A 21,723-nucleotide genomic window follows, 5' to 3' on the forward strand; every position below is an offset into this window, starting at 1 on the left:
ACTCCTTGCTCGCCATCGTTCTGGTCCCTTCTCGATGAGTTGTCACGGTAAAGACCGGTCGTCCCACGAAAAGGAATCGGTGTGCTTCACTGGATCATGAGTACGCCGAACGCCGGGTCGTCCTTGTCGGCCTCGGAGGAGCGGACGTGGGCGATGGTGGCTCACATCGGGGTGTTCGTCGCGGCCTGGTTCGCGATGGGGTTCCTGTGCCCCCTGGTCGTGTGGCTGGTGTATCGCCATCGGTCGGACTTCGTCCGGCGGCACTCCCTGGAGTCGCTCAACTTCCAGTTGTCGCTGCTGATCTACACCGCGATCGCGGTCGTTCTGATCCTGATCACGTTCGGCCTGGGCGTGCTGATCATCATCCCGCTGATCGTCATCGGCGCGGTCGCGGCAGTCGTCTTCATCGTGCTCGCGACCATGGCGGCGTCGAGCGGCAACGAGTACCGCTACCCGCTCACGATTCGCCTGGTCCGCTAGGGTCTGGCCGGTGGAGCTCATCGGCCAGGGCATGGAAGGCGCGGTCTACGACCTCGGCGACGGGACGGTCCGCAAGATCTGGTTCGACCGCCGGCCGGACGATGTCCGGCCGCTGCAGGCGTTCCTCGACGAGTTGCCGCCGCTGCCGTTCCGGACGCCGCGGATCCGCGAGATCACTGCCGACGACAACGGTCAGGCGATCAGCGTCGAGGATAAGCTGACCGGCACACCGATGAACGACGCGGACCTCACCGAGGATCAAGCGCTCGACGCCTTCGTCGCGATCGTCGAAGCCTTGGGCACAACTGTCGCCGGTCCCGCGAGCCAGGCGCTGCCCGTCCTCAACCAGCCGTTCTGGCAAGGGTCCTGGGGCGAGTCGCTGGCAGCCCTCGTACGACGCCGTGCCGCAGCCGCCCGCTTGCACCTGGAGCGGGACGTCCCCGGCTTCGCCGACCTGCTGGACCGTCTCACAGCCGGGCTCGCGCAGATCCGGCTCGACCGACTGAGTGTGGTCCACGGTGACATCTGCCCACCCAACCTGCTCATGGATGGCGATCACACCGCAGCCGTGCTGGACTGGGGTTTCTACACGACTGCCGGCGACAACACCTTCGATGCCGCGTTGGCGGCCGGCTTCTTCGACATGTACGGCCCGGACGCCCGGCGTCTCGACAACCTGCTCCTGGACCGCTTCGAGCAGTTGGGTCACGACCGCGATCGCATGGACCTCTACCGCAAGGCCTATGCCATCACCACCGCGACCATCTACGACGCCGACGCCACGGACGGCCACTACGCCTGGTGCGTTGCCCAGCTCACGAGGTGATGGTCGAGCCGTTGCTCAGGTTGTGGAGCTGTGACGGCGCGGCCAGGATCAACGGAAGCCGGCGGGCGTTGAGCGGCGAGACCAGACCGTCGAGGGCGTCCGGCGAGTGCCACGAGATTCCGCGGATCTCGAAGCCGTCCGGCTGCAGCGTGTCCAGCAAACCCGGGTCGTGGACGCCACCGTCGTACAGGATCTCCACGGCGTCGCCCCAGCCTTCCCAGCGGGGGAGCCAGTCGATCGCGAGTACGCCGAGCAGCGGCAAGGCGACCCCGAGTTCCTCGTGCATCTCACGGGAGGCCCCGCTGGCCGGGTCCTCATCCGGCTCGACCACTCCGCCCGGGAGCTCCAAGTCGTTCTTGTAGCTGACCTGGCACAGCAGCACCCGCCCGGTCGTGTCCCGCACGATCACATGCGCGATCACCCGCTTCTTCGGCAGCGTGGAGTCCATCAACGCCGTCCAGCCCGTCACTGTGTCCGGGCGCGGGTCGTCCTTGCGCATGCCGTACACCGCCACGTCGCGACGCTCGTCCTCGACCAGCGCCGCGCCACGTAGTACGCCCTCGCGCCGGAAGCCGGACCGGATCGCGACCCGCGCAGACGCGTGGAGTGCCGGGTCCACCTCGACCTGCAGCCGCTCCAGCTCGAGCTCAGCGAAGGCGAACTCGCTCACCAGCCGAACGGCCCGCTGCGCGACCTCGGGCCCGCCGTCCAGCTCCCAGACGACCAGGCCGACGCCAGGCGTGGTCCGTCGTACCTCGACGGTGCCAAGTGGCTTGCCGTGCTCGACGTCGAAGCTCACCACCTGCTGATCCTGCCGCGACAATCGCAGCGTCAACTCACCATCGGTCAGCGGGTGTACGGCGGTCACTCCGTGAACGCTACCCGGTGAAGCGCAGGTACACCGTCGCCAGGGGTGGCACCGACAGCTCGGTGCTCGTGGTCATCCCGTGCCAGCCCGGGCCGTCTGCCTCGACGGCACCGTAGTTGCCGACCCCGGATCCGCCGTACACGTCTGCGTCCGTGTTGACCGCCTCCTCCCAGCGGCCGCCGTACGGAAGACCGAGGCGGTAGCCGTGGTGCGGGATCGCGGAGAAGTTGGCGACGCAGGCCACGGTCGGTTCGCCGTCGTCGCCGTACCGGATGAACGAGAAGATGTTGTTGCTGGCGTCGTTCGCGTCGATCCAGGTGAACTTCTCCGGCGCGTGGTCGGTCCGCCAGAGCGCCGGGGTGTCCTTGTAGACACCGTTCAGGTCGCGGACCAGCTGCTGCAGGCCGAGGTGGTCGCTGTGGTCCAGCAGCCACCAGTCGAGCTCGCCCTTCTCGGACCACTCCGACTCCTGGCCGAACTCACAGCCCATGAACAACAGCTGCTTGCCCGGGTGCGCCCACATCATCGCCAGGTAGGCGCGCAGGTTCGCCAGCTGCTGCCAGCGGTCGCCGGGCATCTTGCGCAGCAGCGAACCCTTGCCGTGCACGACCTCGTCGTGGGACAGCGGGAGGACGAAGTTCTCCGAGTAGGCGTACATCATCGAGAACGTCAGCTCGTGGTGGTGGTACTGGCGATGGATCGGCTCGTGCTCCAGGTAGCGCAGCGAGTCGTTCATCCAGCCCATGTTCCACTTGAAGCCGAACCCGAGGCCGCCCAGATGCGTCGCCCGGGTGACGCCCGGCCAGGAGGTCGACTCCTCGGCCACGGTGATCACACCGGGCATCCGCTTGTAGAGGGTGGCGTTCATCTCCTGCAGGAACGACACGGCCTCCAGGTTCTCCCGGCCGCCGTACTGGTTCGGCACCCATTGACCCTCTTGCCGCGAGTAGTCCAGGTAGAGCATCGACGCGACCGCGTCCACCCGCAGGCCGTCGATGTGGAACTCCTCGGCCCAGTAGAGCGCGTTCGCGACCAGGAAGTTGCGCACCTGCGGCCGGCCGAAGTCGAACACCAGCGTGCCCCAGTCCGGCTGCTCGCCGCGGCGCGGGTCCGGGTGCTCGTACAGCGGTGTCCCGTCGAAGCGCGCCAGCGCCCAGGCGTCCTTCGGGAAATGGGCCGGCACCCAGTCGACGATCACGCCGATGCCGGCCTGGTGCAGCCGGTCGACCAGCAGCCGGAAGTCGTCCGGATCGCCGAAGCGCGACGTCGGCGCGAAGTACGACGTCACCTGGTAGCCCCACGAGCCGCCGAACGGATGCTCCATCACCGGCATCAGCTCGACGTGGGTGAAGCCCATGTCGTTGACATAGGCAACGAGCTCGTCGGCCAGCTCGCGGTAGGACCTGCCCTTCCGCCACGACCCGAGGTGCACCTCGTAGACACTCATCGGCTCGGCGTAGGCCTCCGCGGCCTCGCGTCGCTCCAGCCAGGCCGCGTCGTCCCAAACGTAGGACGACTCGTGCACGACGGAAGCGTTCGCCGGGGGAGTCTCGGCGAGGTTGGCCATCGGGTCGGCCTTCTGCCGCCAGACGCCGTCCCGGCCGCAGATGTCGAACTTGTACCGCGTCCCCGGGCCGACGCCGGGCACGAAGATCTCCCACACGCCGGACGAGCCCAGCGAGCGCATCGGATGCGCGCGGCCGTCCCAGAAGTTGAAGTCCGCGGTCAGCCGGATGCCTTGCGCGTTCGGCGCCCAGACGGCGAACGACGTCCCGGTGACTGCTCCGCCCGGACCGTCGTACCGGCGGACGTGGGCGCCCAGTACGGTCCACAGCTGCTCGTGGCGACCCTCGCCGATCAGGTGCAGGTCGACCTCACCGAGCGACGGGAGATAGCGGTACGGATCGTCCAGCTCCACCGCGGGACCGTCGGTGTAGGTCACTTCGAGCCGGTAGTCCGGCACCTTGTCGATGTCGAGAACGCCGACCCAGACACCCTCGAACTCGTGCCGCAGGTCGAGCCGCCGGCCTTCGTACAGCACGGTGACGGTCTGGGCGAACGGGCGGAGCACGCGTACCGTGACGCCGTGCTCACCAAGATGGGGACCGAGCACCTGATGGGGATCATGGAACGTCCCACCGACCAGCTGCTCCAACACGGTCCGATCCACCAGAACCGCTGTCACCACAGGCTCCTCGACCGCTGTCGCCGGCTGCTCGAAAGCGTCCGTCGTCGGTCCGGCGTTCTGCTCGCTCGATCCCATGAACCCCATCCTGCCCGATCCGCGATCCATTCACCGCACCCCGTACCCGTCGAATCCCGACGTACACACGCTGGTATGCTGGCATACCATGAAGAGGACTACGGTCAAGCTGCCAGACGAGCTCGACGCGCAGTTGCGGCACGAGGCCGCGAGGCGCGGGATCACCATCTCGGAACTGACCCGGGAAGCGGTGGAGACGCACCTCGCCGCGGGGCGCGGGCGACGACGTCGGCTGCTCGCGGCCGGGGCCGGGCGCAGCGGGCACTCGGACGTCTCGGAGCGGATCGAAGAGATCCTCACGGCGGAGGTCGACCGATCGCACTGATCGTGGATGCGGGTCCGCTCTATGCGTACGTCGACGCGGACGACAAGCATCATGAGGAATGTCTCGAATTGCTGGCAACCCATCCGGGTCCACTGCTGGTTCCGATGCTCGTGATCACTGAAGTCACCTACTTGCTTGCCAGTCGCTTGGGTCCGGTGCCGGAGATCCGCTTCCTCGGCGACCTCGCGAACGGCAACCTGGTGGCCGAGCCCGTCGTGCCCCGGGACTGGCTGCGGATCGCGGAGCTGGCGTCGGTCTACCGTGATCTTCCGTTGGGGACGGCTGATGCGTCGGTCGTCGCGGCCGCCGAGCGGCTGCAGGCCGAGCAGGTCGCGACCCTCGACCGCCGGCACTTCAGCAGTGTGCGGCCGACCCACGTCGAAGCTTTCGAGCTACTGCCCTAGCCCCTCCGTGCGGCGTACCGGGGCCAGGCGAATCAGTGTTCGGCCAGCTGGGCTGCCGCGGCCAGCGGGATCGGCAGCCAGGTCGGCCGGTTGCGGGCCTCGTAGAGCGTCTCGTAGATGACCTTGTCGGCCAGGAACGCGCTCAGCAGCACGCTCTGCTCACGCGGGTCGGTGCCCGCGACCTCGGCGTACCCGTCGCAGAACGCCTCCTGGTTGCGGCTCGCCCACTCGGCGGCGCGGTACGCGATCTGCTGGTCGCCCTGGTGATCGGCCAGCAGCGACCGGGCCGCGTAGTCGAACGACCGCAGCATCCCGGCGATGTCCTTGACCGCGGTGTCCAGCGCCCGCCGCTCGATCAGCGACTTGGCCGGCTCACCCTCGAAGTCGATCAGCTTCCAGCCGTCGATCGTCCGCAGCACCTGGCCCAGGTGGAAATCACCGTGGATCCGCTGCACCGGCACCGGCTGGTCGTACGCCGCGAGTGCCTCGAACCACCGGGTCAGTCCGGGCTTGTACGGCGCGAGGTCGGGGATGGCCGCGGCCGCCAGCTCGAGACGGCGCTGCATCGCGGCGGCGTGCTCCACCAGCTTGGCCGGCTCCCAGATATCCGTGCCGAGGGCCTTGGCCAGCTCGGAGTGGACCTGCGCCGTGCTCGCACCCAGCCGATGCGACTCGGCCGCGAAGTCACCGCCGACCTCCTCGGCGTGCAGATCCGCCTCGGCATACAGGTCCCGCACCGACGAGGTCGCGAACGACCAGCCGTCGGTCGCGTTCTTCTGGAACGCCGTCATCATCGCCAGCTCGCCGCTGTCGGTGCCGCCGCCGGCCCGCGGCCAGCTGCCGCGCGCCGATCCGAGCACCTCCGGGACCAGCTCGGACCCGGACTCGGTGAGCGCCGACTCGATCTCGACCCCGGGGTTGCTCCCGGGCTCGAGCCGGCGGAACACCTTCAGCAACGCCACGTCGCCGAACACCAGCGACGTGTTGCTCTGCTCGACGGTGAGGACGAGCGAATGCGCGTCCTCGGGTACGACGATGGTCCGATCCGGAGCGTGGACGGGATGGAACTCCAGCCCGTCCAGCCGCCGTCCGTGCGTCAGCCCGTCGAGCCAGTACGGAGTCGCTTCCTTGTCGTGCAGAGCGTCGTACACCCAGACCTCGGCGTCGCCCAGGTCCGGCTCCGCCCACTCACCGATCAGCGCGTGGCCGAGGTTCTCGACCGGGGTGCGGTGGTAGCTGAGCGGCAGCTGGTACACCCGGATCGGGAACTCCGACCCGGGCGGACCCGAACAGTAGACGAACCCGATCCGGACCGCGGGCCAGACGTCCGCATCGGACAGCCACACCGAGGTGGCCATCGCGTCGACGTGGACGTCGTGTCCCTTCTCGCCGAACCACCGCTGGCCGGCGCAGAAGGACTGGACCTGGTCCAGATGGGAACTCACTACATGCTCTCCTCGTGGTCGGCCGGCTTCGGCAGCCGGAACCAGTAGAACCCGTGGGCGCTGAGCGTCAAAAGGTAGGGCAGCTCCCCGATGGTGGGGAAGTGCACGCCGCCCAGCAGCTCGATCGGCTCCACTCCCTGCCAGTGCCGCAGGTCCAGCTCGATCGGCTGCGGGAACCGGGACAGGTTGTTCACGCACAGCACCACGTCGTCACCGAACTCGCGCACGTACGACAGCACGCTGGGGTTGGAACCCCCTAGGTCTGTGAAGGTACCCATGCCGAAACACGGGTGCTGCTTGCGGGTCTGGATCATCCGCCGGGTCCAGTGCAGCAGCGACGACGCGTTCTCCATCTCGGCCTCGACGTTGACCGCCTGGTAGCCGTAGACCGGGTCCATGATGACCGGCAGGCTCAGCTTGCCCGGTGTCGCGGTGGAGAAGGACGCGTTCCGGTCCGGCGACCACTGCATCGGCGTCCGGACGCCGTCGCGGTCACCGAGCCAGATGTTGTCGCCCATGCCGATCTCGTCACCGTAGTACAGGATCGGCGAGCCCGGCAGGCTGAGCAGCATCGCCGTGAACAACTCCATCTTGTTGGTGTCGTTGTCCAGCAGCGGTGCGAGCCGGCGGCGGATGCCGATGTTCGCCTTCATCCGCGGGTCCTGCGCGTACTCGCCCCACATGTAGTCGCGCTCCTCGTCGCTGACCATCTCGAGGGTGAGCTCGTCGTGGTTGCGCAGGAAGATGCCCCACTGGCAGGTGTCCGGGATCTCCGGGGTCTGGGCCAGGATCTCCGAGATCGGGAACCGCGACTCCCGCCGTACGCCCATGAAGATGCGCGGCATCAGCGGGAAGTGGAACGCCATCTGGCACTCGTCACCACCGGAGCTGCGGTCGCCGAAGTACTCGACCACGTCGGCCGGCCACTGGTTCGCCTCGCAGAGCAGGACGCGGTCGGAGTAGTTCGCGTCCACCTCCTTGCGGACCCGCTTGAGGAACTCGTGGGTGCGCGGGAGGTTCTCGCAGTTCGAGCCCTCGGACTCGAACAGGTACGGCACCGCGTCCAGCCGGAAGCCGTCCACGCCGAGGTCGAGCCAGAACTTCAGTGCCTCGATCATCGCGTCGCCGACAGCCGGGTTCTCGAAGTTCAGGTCCGGCTGGTTGGAGTAGAACCGGTGCCAGAAGTACTGGCCGCGGATCGGGTCCCAGGTCCAGTTCGACGTCTCGGTGTCGACGAAGATGATCCGGGCGTCGGAGTACTGCTCGTCGGTGTCGGACCACACGTAGAAGTCGCCGTACGGGCCGTCCGGGTTGTTCCGCGACTCCTGGAACCAGGGGTGCTGGTCGGAGGTGTGGTTCATCACGAAGTCGACGATGATCCGGATCCCGCGCGCGTGTGCGGCCTCCATGAACTCGGCGAAGTCGGGGATCGTGCCGACCTCGGGCATCACTCCGGTGTAGTCGGAGATGTCGTAGCCGCCGTCGCGCAGCGGCGACGGATAGAACGGCGGTAACCAGAGACAGTCGACGCCGAGCCACTCGAGGTAGTCGAGTTTCTCGGTCAGGCCTTGCAGATCGCCGATGCCGTCGGCGTTCGAGTCCTTGAAGGACCGCACGAGGACCTCGTAGAAGACGGCCCGCTTGAACCACAGCGGGTCACTCTTCGTCAGTCCGTGGTGCTGCTCCGGCAGCATGTCGGTCACGCTCACCTCCATCGGGTGTCTCCAAACCTAGCGGTACTGCGGCTTGTCGCCACGACGTGACGACGGTGTGTGGACTCGCCCGGACCCGCACTGGTTCCCGTACCCCGTCGTGGGGTTCGTACTCCCTCGCATCGGAGTGCGAGGGGGACAGCGCGCGGCTCCCGGGTGGGCCCGGTGATGTGGTGGACGCCCCGGGACGGACGGTTCCGGCAAGGCGTTCCGCTCAGTGTGACGGGCCTCCACCAGTACAAGCAAATAGGGGCCCAATCCCCCTATCCCACAGGGCCATTCAGCGCCTCCGCGGCGACCGTTCTTCCCGGTTCCGCCCCGTCTGTTTGGTCGCGCGCCGCCCACTGGATCGCTGCGTCCGGCGCTTCGGATCCACCGCCCCGGCCGCCTCCGCGACGCCCGCGTTGACGTCGTTCGGCGTCAACTCCCGCTGGCCCTTCGGCTTCTCCCCGAAGAGCTCGGCGGGCGTCACTGCCCTTGCCCCGCTGTCTTGGCGGGCACCATCTCGAACCCGGCCTCGAGGTCCTTCTTGACGTCGCCGAACGGCTTCGGGTTCCAGTCGTGCGGCATCAGTCGACCTCGACGACCAGCTGCTCCGGTACGCCGACCTCCGCGGCCAGGACCGCGATCGCCTCGCGGAGGTCTTCGATGGCGGCTTCACGGGTGTCGCCCTGGCCGTTCGCGAACGCGTCCGGGGTCAGGGCGGCCTCGGCGGCCCAGACCCCGTTCTCGTCCGGCTCGACGGTGTAGGAGACGTGGATCTGGCGCGTCACGTGGTGTCCTTCGGGTCCGGGCGTCAGTCGTGGGGGTTCGCGGACTTGCGGGGGCGGCGGGTGTACTTGGTGAAGCCCGCGCGTTCGGCGTCGGACTCGGTGCGGAACCAGACCTCGGGTTTGGTCCGGCCGTAGTACGGCGAGTCGGGAGTGTGGAACAGCATCGACTGGGCGTTGCCCTTGATGGTGAACCCGTCCGGCGGACCTTGATGAGGCACCGCGTCGGCCGAGCCCTCACCGTATCGCCCGGGTGGCGCATCGGCCCGCACCTGCGGCTCGGTCGCGTCTGTGTCGTCGCCGCCGACCGGGTCGAGGTGGTCGAAGAGGGTCGGCTCCGCCTCCATCAGCCGGGAGAACACAGGACCCGGCTGCTCGCGTACGACGGGCGCCGGCGCCTCCTGGACGCGCCTCGGCTCGGCGCGGGCCGGCGTCGGCTCCACACGAACGGGTCTCGGCTCCCCGCGGACCGGTGTCGGCTCCGCGCGTACGACGGGTTGCGGTTCGGCTCGTGCGACGGGTTCGGACTCGGCTCGTGCGGCGGCTAGGGACTCGGCTCGTGCGGCGGGTGGGGACTCGGCGATCGCCGCTCCGACGAGGACCTCTTGCTTCTCGTCCGCCGGCTCCTCGACCTGGGCCTCCGGCGCCGGCTGGCGGCGTTCGAGGAGGATCCAGGTGATGGCGGCGCCGATCAGGAAGGCGATCAGGGACCACAGCCAGTTGTCGCGAAGTAGCCAGCTCATCGGCGGGCTCCTCTCGCCGGGGTGCGGACCAGGCGGTGCAGCAGCCAGGCGGCCGCGCTGCCGAGCACGAACGCGACCAGCAGCAGGATCCAGATCTGTGCGATCAGCCAGCTCATTCAGTTCCCCTGCAGTACTCGGATCTCGGCCCGGCGATTGGCGATCCGGCCGGTGGCGGTGGTGTTGGGCGCGATCGGAAAGGCCTCGCCGTACCCGTTCGCGTGGATGTGACCGGCGGCCACGCCGAGCCGGACCAGTTCGGCCTTGACCTCGGCGGCCCGGCGCTCGGACAACGGCAGGCTGCTCGCGGGCGAGCCCAGGTTGTCGGTGTGGCCGGCCACCTCGAAGAACGCGGCCGGACAGGTCTTCAGCAGTGCGGCGGCCTTGACCACAGTGGGCTTCGACGCGTCGTTCACGATCGAGGTGCCGGACAGGAAGTTGATTCTGTGCTGCCGGTTGAACTCCGACAGCCGGGTCTGCAACGTCCGGCACGGCTCGCTGACTGTGGTCGTCGGCGGCGCGGGGATCTCCAGCTGGTTCGCGATCACCCCGCCGGGCACGGCCTTCGCCGCTGCCCGGGCGACCGTGGCCTTGCTCGCCTGATCCGGCACCTCACCCGTCAGCGTCACGGTGCTGCCGTCGTACCGGACCGAGGCGTCGCCGGTCCCGATCGCGAGCGCCTGCAGCACGGTCGACACCGCGGTCGCGTCGGCCAGCCCGTTCGCGGGGTCGATCGTCGTCCGGTCGTCGTACTCACGGTCTTCGCCGCGCACCTTGTCGACCTCGGCGGCGATCGCATCCTTGACGCCTTGATCCTTCACCGCGGCCTGCACCCGGATCGACTGATCCGTCCGGCCGACCTCGAACGGTGCGACGGTCGGCTCGGCGGGCGGCTCGCTCGGCGGGGGAGTGGGCGTCGTCGACCCGCCCTCGATCCGGACCGAGCGAACGCCTTCAACCGTCCCGACGACCTCGCGGACAAGGTCGGGGTCGACGCCGGCCGGTACGACGATCTTGGCGTCGCGACCGTCGAAGTCGACGGACCCGGACTCGATGCCCCGGGCCTGGAGCGCCGCCACGGTCTGGTCGCGGAGATCGTCCTCGGTGGTGCCCGCCCTGGCCGGAATCAGCACGGCCGTCAGCAGCACCGGGACCGCGAGGGCCGCGAGCAGCCAGATGACGATCGGCCGCCGAACGAGACCGGGCACTGTTCCTCCGTCGGGTGCGGTCAAGAGTGACCGTGCGCGAGGAGATTACTCCGCCGCGCGCCCCGTCTGCACACCTCTCGAAGGAGCGTCGTGATGATCACGAGAACATTTTTATTCGGTTAACTTCTTTATTTAACTGAATGTGCTCGATAGAGTGCGGACAGTTCCTCCCCCGAACGGCCAGGGGACTGTGCCGGCCGGGACACCGGCACCGATCCCCGGGACCTGGGACACCATCTGGAGACCTCGGACAGGGTGTGCCGTGTCCGAGGTCCCCACTACCTGTCCGAGGTCGCGGCGATACCACCGATCGACATCCAGGGTCCGCAGCCATTTCAGGACTCCGGCACTTTGGCCACGGGCTGTCTCAAGTCACCGGACCAGGGCCCGCCCGACGACCACGACACGGCAGATCGGCCACCACGCACACACCGGGCAGAAGGTCCGTTCTGTCCTGACTCGGACAGGTCGCATTTGTGCCAGCCCGGGGTGCGGGGAATCCCTTGACTTACTTCGCGCCGTAAACCGTACTTATGGCTGGCCGGCGTTGGATCTGGGGAGGGGCTCGCCATGGAGAGGTCGTCGGATTCGTCCTTGATCATCGGCGTGGCCACGTCCACGGCCGAACGTGTGCAGCTCGCGCGGCTGCTCGGCACGACCGACGCGCTGCTGCTGGTGTCCAGTGCGGACCAGGCCCGCGCGTTCCTCGAACTCACCGCGATCACCTCGCCGGCCGGTCCCGTCGTACTCGCGCCGACGGTGCTGCCGGCCTCCGATGAGCAGCCCGCCCAGATCGAGGCAGTGCCCGCTTCCGTGGTCGCCGTACCGGCGACGATGGCGATGCCGGCGGCGCGGGCCGCGGTGGTGACCGCGCCGGAGCCTGAACTGTTCCTGGACGTCGACCGCCGGGTGGTCCGCTGGAAGGACCGCGAGGTGTCGCTGACGCGTCTGGAGCACGACTTCCTGCACTGCCTGGTCGAGGAACCCGGCCGGGTCTGGACCTACCAGCGTCTCCACCACGCCGTCTGGGGCAACGAACACCTGGGCCACGGCTCGCACATCCACTCCGTGGTCAAGCGCCTCCGCCAGAAGCTCGCCCACCTCGGCGCCACCGTCACCATCCACGCCGTCCGCGGCGTCGGCTTCCACCTCCTCCCCACCACCTGACTGAGGTAGCGTCCCGGCGGGTGCGAACGCAGCTGGTGGGGATCCCCGCCGGTACGACGAATTGACCGTCCACGTCGCGTTGACACGCGCGTCTGGATCGTTCGGCAGCCGCGATTTTCCGGAACTTCACTGCCGCCTGGTGACGAAGAAGTTCCGGAAAGCGCGTCAGCGGTTCCAGTCCGCCGTGATCGCGGACGGGCGCCGGTCCACGAGTCCGTTGGTGATGAGCAACGCCTCGTCGTCGTTGTAGGCGATGAAGGTGAGGCCGGGCCGGTCGGCGATCAGCTTGTGGTAGCGCTCGCGGCGTCCGCGGTTGGTGTGGACGAGAGGGTAGAAGGGAACGAGACCCAACCCGGTGGTCGAGTTGACCTGGCCGGGGTCGTCGGGGGCGTCGTACACCGCGAGATCCGGGGCGGTGAGGAGGGCGCCGGCCGAAACTCCGGCGTACGCGAGACGTCCGGAACGGACCGCCGGCGGGACCGCCTGCGCGAAGCCGCTGCGCTGGGCGTGTTCGAGCAGGAAGATCGGTTGGCCGCCGGTCACGAAGACCAGGTCGGCGTTCTCGAGTACGGCGTCGACGTCGTGGCGGCCGGCGCCTTCGAGGTCGAACCTCACGACACCCAGGCCGCAGGTGGTGAGCACGTCCATGGCGACGTCGACCCAGGGAGTGGCCGGTAGGGGATTGCCTGCGGTCGGTATGAGGACGGCGCGGCGTGGACGGCGGGGGAGCTCGTCGAGCCAGGCCGGGAAGGCCCCGAGACCTTGGCTTCCGAGAAACAGGTGCACGTCGACACCTTAGAAGGGACCGGCCCTCGCCCCGTGCGGGGCGAGGGCCGGCCTACCTAGCGCAGTGTTACTTGATGGACTTCAGAGCGAAGTCTTCGGTGACCGGGGTGCCGGCAACCAGCTTGGTCGTGCGGGTTTGGGGCTTGTAGCCGTCCTTGGCGGCGATCAGGGTGAGGGGGTTGTTGCGACGGTCAAGCCAGTAGGCGTAGTTGCCGTCCTTGTCGGTGATGAACGTGTAGGACTGCGCCCACGAGTCCACCTCGAGGATCGCGCCCGGGAGCGGCGCTGTGGTGCCGGACGAGCTGACGCCCGTGACGGTGCCCTGCAGCTTGCTCCAGGTGTTCGGCGGGGTGACGGTCATCGTCACACCGACCGGTGCCACCGTGTAGGGCGTGTTCTCGCCGATCGTGACCGCACCGCTGTAGGTGCCGGGCTGGTCCACGTTCGCGGTGAGCGTGACCTTGACCGTCGTCGACGCGCCCGGGGCCAGGGTGGCCTCGGTCTTGTCGATGGACAGCCAGCTCACGTCCGCCGACGACTCGGAGCAGTCCTCGAGACCCGGCAGGGCCTCGCTGTCGACCGTGGCGGTGAATTGACCCAACGAGCCACCGACCTTGTAGAAGCCGCAGGCCGCGCCACCGCGGTATCGCGGCAGGTTGGCGTTCGGCAGGGCGGCCCAGATGTCCGACGCCGGGTCGTACGAGAACCCGGCGTTGGTGATGGCACCGGCCTGCACCCCGCCGACGATCAGCAGCTTGCCGCCGGCGACGGCGAACGACGCCGCCCAGTGGTCGGTCGGAGCGTCGGCGACGGCGGTCCAGGAGTCGGCTCCCGGGTCGTAGACGTACGCCGACTTCTGCGCGTTCACGCCGTCGTTGCCACCGGCGCAGTACACCTTGCCGTCGATGGCGCCGCAGGATGCGAACGCGACCGACTTCGGGTAGTTGGCCAGCGTCTGCCAGGCGTTGGTGGCCGGGTCGTAGCGGACCACCGTGTTGCTCATCGGCAGACAGCCGGAGGTCGTGCAGCCACCGACGGCGTACAGCTTGCCGTCGGCAACGGCCTGACCGGCTGCGGCCCGCGGTGCCGGGTTGGCCGCCAGTGAGGTCCAGGCGTTGCTCGCCGGGTCGTAGGCCCAGGTCGCCGCGTCCGGTCCGGCAGCGCCCCAGCCGGAGCTGGCGATGATCTTGCCGGCTACGACGCCGACGGTGACGGCGTTGCGGGCACCCGGCAGCGGAGCGATGGCGGTCCACGTCATCGACGCCGGGTCGTACACGTAGCTGTTCGCGGTTGATGCGTTGCCGTCGCCACCGGCAATCGAGTAGACCTTGCCGTCCAGGTTGACCACCCGGTTGTCCATCACGGTCGCCGGGTAGTCGGCGATGTCGGTCCACGGAGCCGCGAGCGGCTTCGCGACAGCCGGCGTACCGGCGGTCTTGCCCGACAGCATGCTGGCGAACGAGGTCGGCACCGCGAGCCGCTGCAGCGGAGCACCGGTGCTGGTCAGCACCTGCGCCTTGGTGGTCTTGGTGCCGTTCGCGTTCTCGAGGACGAAGCCGTTGTCCTTCTCACCGAACTTGACGTCGACATCCGCGCCACCGGTGTTGGTGACGGTGAACGACTTGGTGACCTTGCCGGTTGGCAGCCTCAGGTTGCCCGACACACTGCCCGGCGTGACGCTCAGCCGGCCGGCCTTCAGCGCGTAGTCGGCCTGGGTCGTCCAGTCCGCCTCGACGTTGACGGTCGCCGTCGCGCTGACGTAGTTGCCGGCCTTGGCGGTGAAGCCCTGGTCGCCGTCGACGGACGAGTACATCCAGTAGAAGCCGTCGTTCAGGCCGGTGTCCTCGGGCGTCGCCACGGTGGTCGCGGACTCGGAGCTGCCGTCACGGGTGACGACCGCACCGTTCACGAACCCGTTCGTGTTGGCGTCCTTGACGTTGCCGACGACGATGCCGCCGCCGGTCGGCTCACAGGTGACCTGGCTGCCGATCAGCACGTTGTCGACGATCCACCACCATTCGTACGAGGCGTCGTAGTAGTGGAAGCGAACCTGTACGGCGGACTGGCCGGCCGCCTGCGGGATTGCGATCTCCTGGACGCCGCGGACGTCCGCCGCGTTGGACAGCACGTTGGTCCAGGTGGTTCCGCCGTCGATCGACAGGTCCACCTCGGCCTTCTCCTGGCTGAACTGGTTGAAGTCCTGGTTGAACCGGATCACCGGGGCGGTGACCGCGCTCAGGTCCACGACCGGGCTGACCAGCGACGTGTCCTGCGAGCCGCCGGAGCCGTACCTGTCACTGTCGACGACCGCGAACTTGCCACTGCCACCGGACAGGTTGCCCCGGTTGCCCGGGTCGTTGAACTGCCAGACCTGGCCGTTGCTCTTGTTGTCGACGACGGTCCAGCCACTCGGGACCGCGCCGGAGTCGAACGTCTCGTAGACACCGTCCGAGCCGAACTTGTAGCCCGGTGCGGTGATGCAGTCGGCCGTGACCGGGACGGCGATGTTCTTGGTCACGTTGCCGGTGCCGACCGTGATCGGCTGGCTGACCGTCTGGTAACCCGGGTACTGCGACTCGACCTTGAGCGAGTACGCGGCACCGGACGGAACCTTCAGGCTGAAGCGGCCGTTGCTGGGCGTGGTGTAGTCGAACACGCCACCCGGACCCTCGACGCTCACCTTCGCGTACAGCGGCCAGCCGTGGCCGGAGCCGTCCGTGATGGTGCCGCCGACACTCACCTGCGGAGTGCTCTCCAGGGCGAAGTCCTTCGTGGTGGTCTGACCGGTGGTGACGGCGACCGTTGCCGTCTGGGTCTTGTACCCGAACGACTCGACGGTCAGGTCGTAGCTCCCGGCCGGCAGGACCGACGAGAACGTGCCGGTGCTGCTGGTGGTCAGCACCTTGTCGGGCTGGCCGGCCGCCTTCACGGTCACGCTGGCGCCGGCGAGGGCGGCACCGCCGGTGGCGGCGGTCACCTTGCCGGTCAGAGTGCCGGTGTCACCGATCGGTGCGGCGTTGAGCAGAGCCAGTGCGTCCAGACGGCCCTGACCGAAGACGTTGTTGTTCTCCGGGGTGCCGCCGCACTGGCTGTCCGGCGCGTCGACGGCGGTCTGGTTCAGCAATGCGCGGGTGGCGCTGACGTCACCCTTCAGCGCCGGCGAGGCGGACCACAACAGCGCGATCGTGGCCGCGAGGTGTGGTGTGGCCATCGACGTACCGCTGATGCTGCCGTAGGTGTTGCCCGGCAGGCTGGACCGGACGTTGACGCCGGGGGCGGAGACGTTCGGCTTGATCGTGCCGTCCTGACCGGCACCACGGCCGGAGAACGACGCGATGTTGTTGTTGATGTCGTAGGCGCCGGCCGAGTAGTTGCTGGTCAGGCTGCCCGGCGACCCGCTGGTGTTACAGGCGGAGCCGCTGTTGCCGTTGGCGAACGCACCGAAGATCCCGGACGCGGTCCAGGCCAGGGTGATGTCCTCCATGAACGGGTCGTTCGACGGCAGCTGCGAGCCCCACGAGTTGTTGATGACGTTCGGCCGCTTGCTCGCGTCCGGGTTCTGGCCCGCGAGGTTGGTCGGCTCGAGCATCCACTGGCCGGAGCTGATCAGGGCCGCGTCGCTCGGGCAGCAGCCGTTGGCGGCGATCCACTTGACGCCTGGTGCGACGCCGACCTGGTTGCCCGCGCCGTCGTCACCGACCATGGTGCCCATCGTGTGGGTGCCGTGGCCGTTGCCGTCGGCCGGCTGGCTCGGCGAGGTGCCGGCCGCGTCGAACCAGTTGTAGTTGTGGTCGAACGTGCCGTCGCCGTTGTTGCCGCGGTACTGCTTCACCAGCGCCGGGTGGTCGAACTGCACCCCGGTGTCGATGCTGGCGACGACGATCCCCTCGCCCTTGTCGCCGTACTGCGACCAGACCTGGTCGGCCTTGATGTTGGCGACACCCCACTCGACCGAGTTGATCTCGTGCTCGGTCGTGCCCTGGGTGACCTTGGGCACCTCGATCGCGACCGGGGCGTACAGGCCCTCGACCTCGGTGTGGGTGGCCAGGTTCTGGGCCAGCGCGAGCGAGCCGCTGTTGATGCGGATCGCGTTCGTGCCCCAGAACGAGGTGTACTTCACGTGCTGCGCGTCCAGCTCGGCGCGGATCTTGGCCTGGCTGTCGGCCGCGGTCTTGCGCAGCGCGGCGGCCACGGCGGTGCCGCGCTCGGTCCAGTCGGTGATCTTGCTGGCGGCGGTCAGGTCGGCCTTCGGTGCGAACCGGACCCAGTAGTCCGTCGCCGCCTTGGCGTCCTTGCCTTCCAGCTTCGCCATCAGTTCCGGCTTGATCTTGGCGGCCGGTGCTGGTGTAGCTTCGGGTTTGGTGGTCGGTGCGGCCTGGGCCTGGCCGACGGCGGCCAGGCCGGTTGCGACGACAGCCACCGTCGCCAGGGCACCCACCAGCGATCTGGCGAGTCCCCTCCGTGGTTGATGTGACATCTCTGCAGCCCCTCACTTGGAACGACCCCGAGTCGACTCCCCCGAGTCATTTCGTAGCGTGCAGAGGTGCAAGGGGGTTCGCGTCAGGGCGAACGCTCCGTGCCCCCCAGGTCGCGGCATGTGACACCGCGAGCCTGACGTGGAGCCTATGTGTCAGAACAACGTGGTAACAAGCACACTTGGTGAGCAGCATGTGACTAGCTGTCGCACCAATCGAAGCAAAGTGGTCAAACGTTGGCAGTCCGTTGACGATCCCGGGCAGAGGTTGACATCGTGACCAAATGGTCACCGCCCGTGTCCCCGCTGTGCTTTTGGCCTCGCCTCCGGCTCGGCGCGGTGATGGGGCTTTACGCCCGGCCTTCCCTCGTCGCTCCGGTCGCTTCGCTCCCTGCGCTCCTCAGTCCAGGCCGGGCGGCCCCATGACCGGGCTCCTCAGTCCAGGGCGGGAGGCCCCATGATCCCGGCGGACCTCGATCTGACCACGGCTGGTCCGGAGCCGTTTCCGTTGCTTATCGCGGTTGCGGCCTCGCCTGAGCAGCGCGTCCGCCTGGCCGAGCTTGTCGACGACGTGGCGCCACTGCTCCTGGTCTCCAGCCTCGACGAACTGCGCAAGCTGCTCGTGCCCGCGCAGCCGCCCCCGCCCGGGTCCCCCGAACACCCCGAACCGCCGGAGCCCGACGCCGTCGACGCCACCGCGATCCGGGACTCGGACGAAGAGCCGGAGGCCGACGTCCTGACGATCGACCGGGTCCGTTCGGTCGCCCGTTGGCGCGGCCGCGAGATCCAGCTCACCGAGCTCGAGCACGACCTGCTCACTCGGCTGATGTCGGAGCCACTGCGCGTCTGGACGTACGACGCTCTGCACCAGACCGTGTGGCGCAGTCGCGACCTCCGCGGCACCGCCGACGTGCATTCGGTGGTGAAGCGCCTGCGCCGCAAGCTCGACGAACTGGGGACCACGGTCACCATCGACGCGGTCCGCGGCACCGGGTTCCGTCTCACCGATCACCAGCGCCCGGCGATCACCAATCTCCGGGCCGGGTAGTTTCTGCAGGTGTGACGTTCTCTGCGCTGAGTCATCTCGAGTGCCCTCGTTGTGGATCCGTCCACGACGCCGACCAGGTCATCGGCCTCTGCCCGTGCGGATCACCCCTGCTCGCCAGGTACGACGTACGCGCGGTGACGCTGACCAAGGACGAATTGGCCACGCGGCCTCCGGACCTGTGGCGGTACCACGAGCTGCTGCCGGTGCGATCCGCCGACAACGTGGTGACCCTGGGGGAGGGGATGACGCCGCTGTTGCCGTTGCCGCGGTACGGGCGTGAGCTCGGGGTCGACCGGCTGCTGATGAAGGACGAAGGGCTGATCCCCACCGGCACGTTCAAGGCACGGGGTGCCGCGGTCGGGGTGTCGCGCGCGTACGAGGTCGGCGTACGGAAGATCGCGATGCCGACCAACGGCAACGCCGGGTCCGCCTGGGCCGCGTACGCCGCCCGGGCCGGGATGGAGGCGTTGATCGCGATGCCGATCGCGGCGCCGGAGATCTGCCGGCGCGAGGTGACCGTGGTCGGCGCCGAGCTGCACCTGATCGACGGGCTGATCGGCGACGCCGGCGCGTTCGTCCGCGCGGAGCTGGCCAAGCGCGAGGGCTATCTCGACGTGTCGACTCTGAAGGAGCCCTACCGGATCGAGGGCAAGAAGACGATGGGCCTGGAGATCGCAGAGCAACTCGGCTGGCAGCTGCCCGATGTGATCCTCTACCCGACCGGTGGCGGCGTCGGCATCATCGGCATCTGGAAGGCGCTCGTCGAACTCCGCGACCTCGGCTGGATCGAGGGTCCGCTGCCGCGGCTGGTCGCCGTACAGTCCACCGGCTGCGCGCCGATCGTGCGCGCGTGGGAGAAGGGCCTGCCGGAGAGCGAGCCATGGCCGGACGCGCAGACCGTTGCCTTCGGCATCACGGTGCCCAAGGCGTTGGGTGATTTCCTTGTCCTGCAGGCGATCGCGGAGACCGACGGCTGTGCCGTTGCCGTCGACGACGCGGACATCCTGGCGGAGCAGCACAAACTCGCCCGGCTGGAAGGTGCCTTCATCTGTCCCGAGGGGGCAGCGAACTTCGCGGCTGTCCGGCAGCTGCGGGAGTCCGGCTGGATCCGCGCCGATGAACAGGTCGTCGCCCTGAACACCGGCGCGGGTCTGAAGTACCCCGAGACTGTTTAGGCCTGGCCGCGGCGGACGGCGAGGATGTGGCACGGTTCGCCGTTGGGGTCGAGCCTGATGTAGTTCTGCTGGCCCCAGCGCCAGGTCGCGCCGCTGATCTCGTCGTACACGGTGAAGGTGTCCTCGGGGCGCATGCCGAGCGCGGCCATGTCGAGGTGGACCATCGACTCGCGGACCGAGTGCGGGTCGGTGTTCACCACCACGATGACGGTGTCGCTGTGGCCGTCGGGCGCGGTCGTGCGCTTCGAGTAGCACATGATCGCGTCGTCCTCGACCGAGTGCAGCGACAAGTTGCGCAGCTGCTGCAGGGCCGGGTGCCGGCGGCGGATGTTGTTCAGCAGCGTCAGGTACGGCGCGAGCGTCCGCCCCTCGGCCGCCGCGGCATCCCAGTCCCGCGGACGGAGCTGGAACTTCTCGGTGTCCAGGTACTCCTCCGAGCCGGGCCGGAGTGCGACGTGCTCGAACAGCTCGAACCCGGCGTACACGCCCCAGGAGGGTGACGACGTCGACGCGATCGCCGCCCGGATCTTGAACGCGCCGGGACCGCCGTACTGCAGATAGGCGGTCAGGATGTCCGGCGTGTTGACGAAGAAGTTCGGCCGCAGGAAGTGCCCGGTCTCCTTGGTCAGCTCCTGCAGGTACTCCTCCAGCTCCCACTTCTCGTTGCGCCAGGTGAAGTACGTGTAGGACTGGTGGAACCCGACCTTGGCCAGCTCACGCATCATCGGCCGCCGGGTGAACGCCTCGGACAGGAACACCACGTCCGGGTCGGTCTTGCGGATCTCGCCGAGCAGGTACTCCCAGAAGTTCACCGGCTTGGTGTGCGGGTTGTCGACCCGGAACACGGTCACGCCGTAGGAGATCCAGAGCTTCACGATCCGCAGCACCTCGGCGTAGATGCCCTCGGGATCGTTGTCGAAGTTGATCGGGTAGATGTCCTGGTACTTCTTCGGCGGGTTCTCGGCGTACGCGATCGAGCCGTCCGCGCGGACCGAGAACCACTTCGGGTGCTCCTTGACCCATGGGTGGTCCGGCGACGCCTGCAGGGCCAGGTCGATCGAGACCTCCAGGCCGACCGCGCGAGCCTGGCTGACGAAGTACTCGAAGTCCTCGAAGGTGCCGAGCTCCGGGTGGATCGCGTCGTGGCCGCCCTCCTCCGACCCGATCGCCCAGGGCGAACCCGGGTCACCCGGCTTCGGGTCGAGGGTGTTGTTCGGGCCCTTGCGGAACGAGTGACCGATCGGGTGGATCGGCGGCACGTAGATGATGTCGAAGCCCATCCCCGCGACCGCCTCGAGCCGCTTGGCCGCGGTCCGGAAGGTCCCGGACGTCCACTGCCCGGTCTCTTCGTCGTACGACGCTCCCTCCGACCGTGGGAAGAACTCGTACCAACTGCCGTACAGCGCGCGGGTCCGGTCGACCCACACCGGATAGGTCTCCGAGGAGGTGATCAGCTCGCGGACCGGATACCGCCCGAGGGCGGACCGCACCTGCGGCGAGATCCCCGCGGCCAGCCGGGCCTCCGGCGGCAGCGCGCCGTTCGCCAGCGCATGCGCGGCATCGCCGAGCGTGGCGCGATCCGCGCGTACGGCGGGGGGCACACCGGCGGCCGCCCGGTCGAAGAACGCCGCGCCCTCGGCGAACATCAGATCGATGTCGATCCCGGCCGGGATCTTGATCTCGGCGTTGTGCCGCCAGGTCCCGTACGGGTCGCTCCAGCCCTCGACCGCGAACGTCCACGCGCCCTGCTCCTGCAGGGTGACGTCGACCGTCCACCGGTCGCTGCCCTGGCCGACCGGGGTCATCAGCATCCGTCTGGTCTGTCCCGACGGCGAGGTCAGCACGACGTTCGCGTTCACCGCGTCGTGGCCCTCCCGGAAGACCGTGGCAGCGATGGTGAACGTCTCGCCGACCGACGCCTTGGCCGGATACGCTCCGGCGTCGACGGTCGGGGTGACCTCGGTGATCGGGATGCGCCCAGTCATGGCGTAGACGAACCTTCCCTGTCTGAGTGTGGATCCGCCCGGTTGCG

Annotated in this window: 17 protein-coding genes; 7 read left to right on the top strand and 10 right to left on the bottom strand. The window is 68.4% G+C overall.

The annotated features are described in order from the left end of the window. The first annotated feature begins 81 nt into the window (after positions 1 to 81). Complete coding sequence (locus ACXC9Q_RS21295; protein WP_457058353.1) at positions 82 to 480, top strand: DUF4870 domain-containing protein; 399 nt, start codon at positions 82 to 84, stop codon at positions 478 to 480. Between the two features lie 10 nt (positions 481 to 490). Next, complete coding sequence (locus ACXC9Q_RS21300) at positions 491 to 1,306, top strand: phosphotransferase family protein (RefSeq protein WP_457058354.1); 816 nt, start codon at positions 491 to 493, stop codon at positions 1,304 to 1,306. On the opposite strand, the gene ACXC9Q_RS21305 is transcribed toward ACXC9Q_RS21300, so the two are convergent. Together ACXC9Q_RS21305 and glgB are read right to left on the bottom strand one after the other, a co-directional pair. Beyond that, entirely contained in the window at positions 1,296 to 2,174 is an 879-nt protein-coding gene (locus ACXC9Q_RS21305) for an NUDIX hydrolase (protein WP_457058355.1), read from the bottom strand. The two genes, ACXC9Q_RS21300 and ACXC9Q_RS21305, sit on opposite strands and share 11 nt — an antisense overlap. A gap of 10 nt (positions 2,175 to 2,184) precedes the next feature. Next, on the bottom strand, positions 2,185 to 4,437 hold the full coding sequence (gene glgB, locus ACXC9Q_RS21310; protein WP_457058356.1) for a 1,4-alpha-glucan branching protein GlgB: 2,253 nt from the start codon (positions 4,435 to 4,437) through the stop codon (positions 2,185 to 2,187). A gap of 88 nt (positions 4,438 to 4,525) precedes the next feature. Between glgB and ACXC9Q_RS21315 the strand changes: the two genes are divergently transcribed. Both ACXC9Q_RS21315 and ACXC9Q_RS21320 read left to right on the top strand, forming a co-directional pair. Continuing rightward, on the top strand, positions 4,526 to 4,762 hold the full coding sequence (locus ACXC9Q_RS21315) for a ribbon-helix-helix domain-containing protein (RefSeq protein WP_457058357.1): 237 nt from the start codon (positions 4,526 to 4,528) through the stop codon (positions 4,760 to 4,762). A gap of 2 nt (positions 4,763 to 4,764) precedes the next feature. Beyond that, positions 4,765 to 5,166, top strand: coding sequence for a type II toxin-antitoxin system VapC family toxin (locus ACXC9Q_RS21320; protein ID WP_457058358.1), 402 nt, complete (start codon positions 4,765 to 4,767; stop codon positions 5,164 to 5,166). A 32-nt stretch (positions 5,167 to 5,198) separates the two neighbouring features. Here ACXC9Q_RS21320 and ACXC9Q_RS21325 read toward each other — a convergent pair whose 3' ends face one another. The 5 genes from ACXC9Q_RS21325 to arfA all read right to left on the bottom strand — a co-directional run bounded on the left by ACXC9Q_RS21325 (position 5,199) and on the right by arfA (position 11,041). Beyond that, positions 5,199 to 6,611, bottom strand: coding sequence for a maltokinase N-terminal cap-like domain-containing protein (locus ACXC9Q_RS21325; RefSeq protein WP_457058359.1), 1,413 nt, complete (start codon positions 6,609 to 6,611; stop codon positions 5,199 to 5,201). After that, positions 6,611 to 8,326, bottom strand: a complete 1,716-nt coding sequence (gene treS, locus ACXC9Q_RS21330) for a maltose alpha-D-glucosyltransferase (protein WP_457058360.1) — start codon at positions 8,324 to 8,326, stop codon at positions 6,611 to 6,613. The genes ACXC9Q_RS21325 and treS overlap by 1 nt, the downstream gene beginning before the upstream one ends. 566 nt (positions 8,327 to 8,892) lie before the next feature. Beyond that, positions 8,893 to 9,096 (bottom strand): type II toxin-antitoxin system HicB family antitoxin, encoded by a 204-nt coding sequence (locus tag ACXC9Q_RS21335; RefSeq protein WP_457058361.1) that lies wholly within the window; start codon positions 9,094 to 9,096, stop codon positions 8,893 to 8,895. A gap of 23 nt (positions 9,097 to 9,119) precedes the next feature. Further along, positions 9,120 to 9,836, bottom strand: coding sequence for a sunset domain-containing protein (locus tag ACXC9Q_RS21340; protein ID WP_457058362.1), 717 nt, complete (start codon positions 9,834 to 9,836; stop codon positions 9,120 to 9,122). A 116-nt stretch (positions 9,837 to 9,952) separates the two neighbouring features. Beyond that, positions 9,953 to 11,041, bottom strand: a complete 1,089-nt coding sequence (arfA, locus tag ACXC9Q_RS21345; RefSeq protein ID WP_457058363.1) for a channel-forming protein ArfA/OmpATb — start codon at positions 11,039 to 11,041, stop codon at positions 9,953 to 9,955. 570 nt (positions 11,042 to 11,611) lie between these two features. Here arfA and ACXC9Q_RS21350 point away from each other — a divergent pair. Continuing rightward, positions 11,612 to 12,208 carry a winged helix-turn-helix domain-containing protein gene (locus ACXC9Q_RS21350; RefSeq protein WP_457058364.1) on the top strand — a complete coding sequence of 199 codons (597 nt, stop codon included), beginning with the start codon at positions 11,612 to 11,614 and terminating at the stop codon, positions 12,206 to 12,208. A gap of 165 nt (positions 12,209 to 12,373) precedes the next feature. Here ACXC9Q_RS21350 and ACXC9Q_RS21355 read toward each other — a convergent pair whose 3' ends face one another. Together ACXC9Q_RS21355 and ACXC9Q_RS21360 are read right to left on the bottom strand one after the other, a co-directional pair. Beyond that, complete coding sequence (locus ACXC9Q_RS21355) at positions 12,374 to 12,994, bottom strand: Type 1 glutamine amidotransferase-like domain-containing protein (protein ID WP_457058365.1); 621 nt, start codon at positions 12,992 to 12,994, stop codon at positions 12,374 to 12,376. Between the two features lie 67 nt (positions 12,995 to 13,061). Beyond that, the gene (locus ACXC9Q_RS21360; RefSeq protein ID WP_457058366.1) at positions 13,062 to 17,414 is read right to left on the bottom strand and encodes a S8 family serine peptidase; all 4,353 of its coding nucleotides are present in this window, start codon (positions 17,412 to 17,414) and stop codon (positions 13,062 to 13,064) included. Between the two features lie 511 nt (positions 17,415 to 17,925). Between ACXC9Q_RS21360 and ACXC9Q_RS21365 the strand changes: the two genes are divergently transcribed. Beyond that, a complete protein-coding gene (locus tag ACXC9Q_RS21365) occupies positions 17,926 to 18,516 on the top strand; it encodes a winged helix-turn-helix domain-containing protein (protein ID WP_457058367.1) in 591 nt (196 codons plus the stop codon). Positions 18,517 to 18,527: 11 nt separating this feature from the next. Continuing rightward, positions 18,528 to 19,691, top strand: a complete 1,164-nt coding sequence (locus tag ACXC9Q_RS21370) for a threonine synthase (protein WP_457058368.1) — start codon at positions 18,528 to 18,530, stop codon at positions 19,689 to 19,691. Here the strand turns inward: ACXC9Q_RS21370 and ACXC9Q_RS21375 are convergent. Beyond that, complete coding sequence (locus tag ACXC9Q_RS21375) at positions 19,688 to 21,676, bottom strand: alpha-1,4-glucan--maltose-1-phosphate maltosyltransferase (protein ID WP_457058369.1); 1,989 nt, start codon at positions 21,674 to 21,676, stop codon at positions 19,688 to 19,690. The two genes, ACXC9Q_RS21370 and ACXC9Q_RS21375, sit on opposite strands and share 4 nt — an antisense overlap. Positions 21,677 to 21,723 lie beyond the last annotated feature (47 nt).

The sequence above is a fragment of the Kribbella sp. CWNU-51 genome (assembly GCF_054073265.1).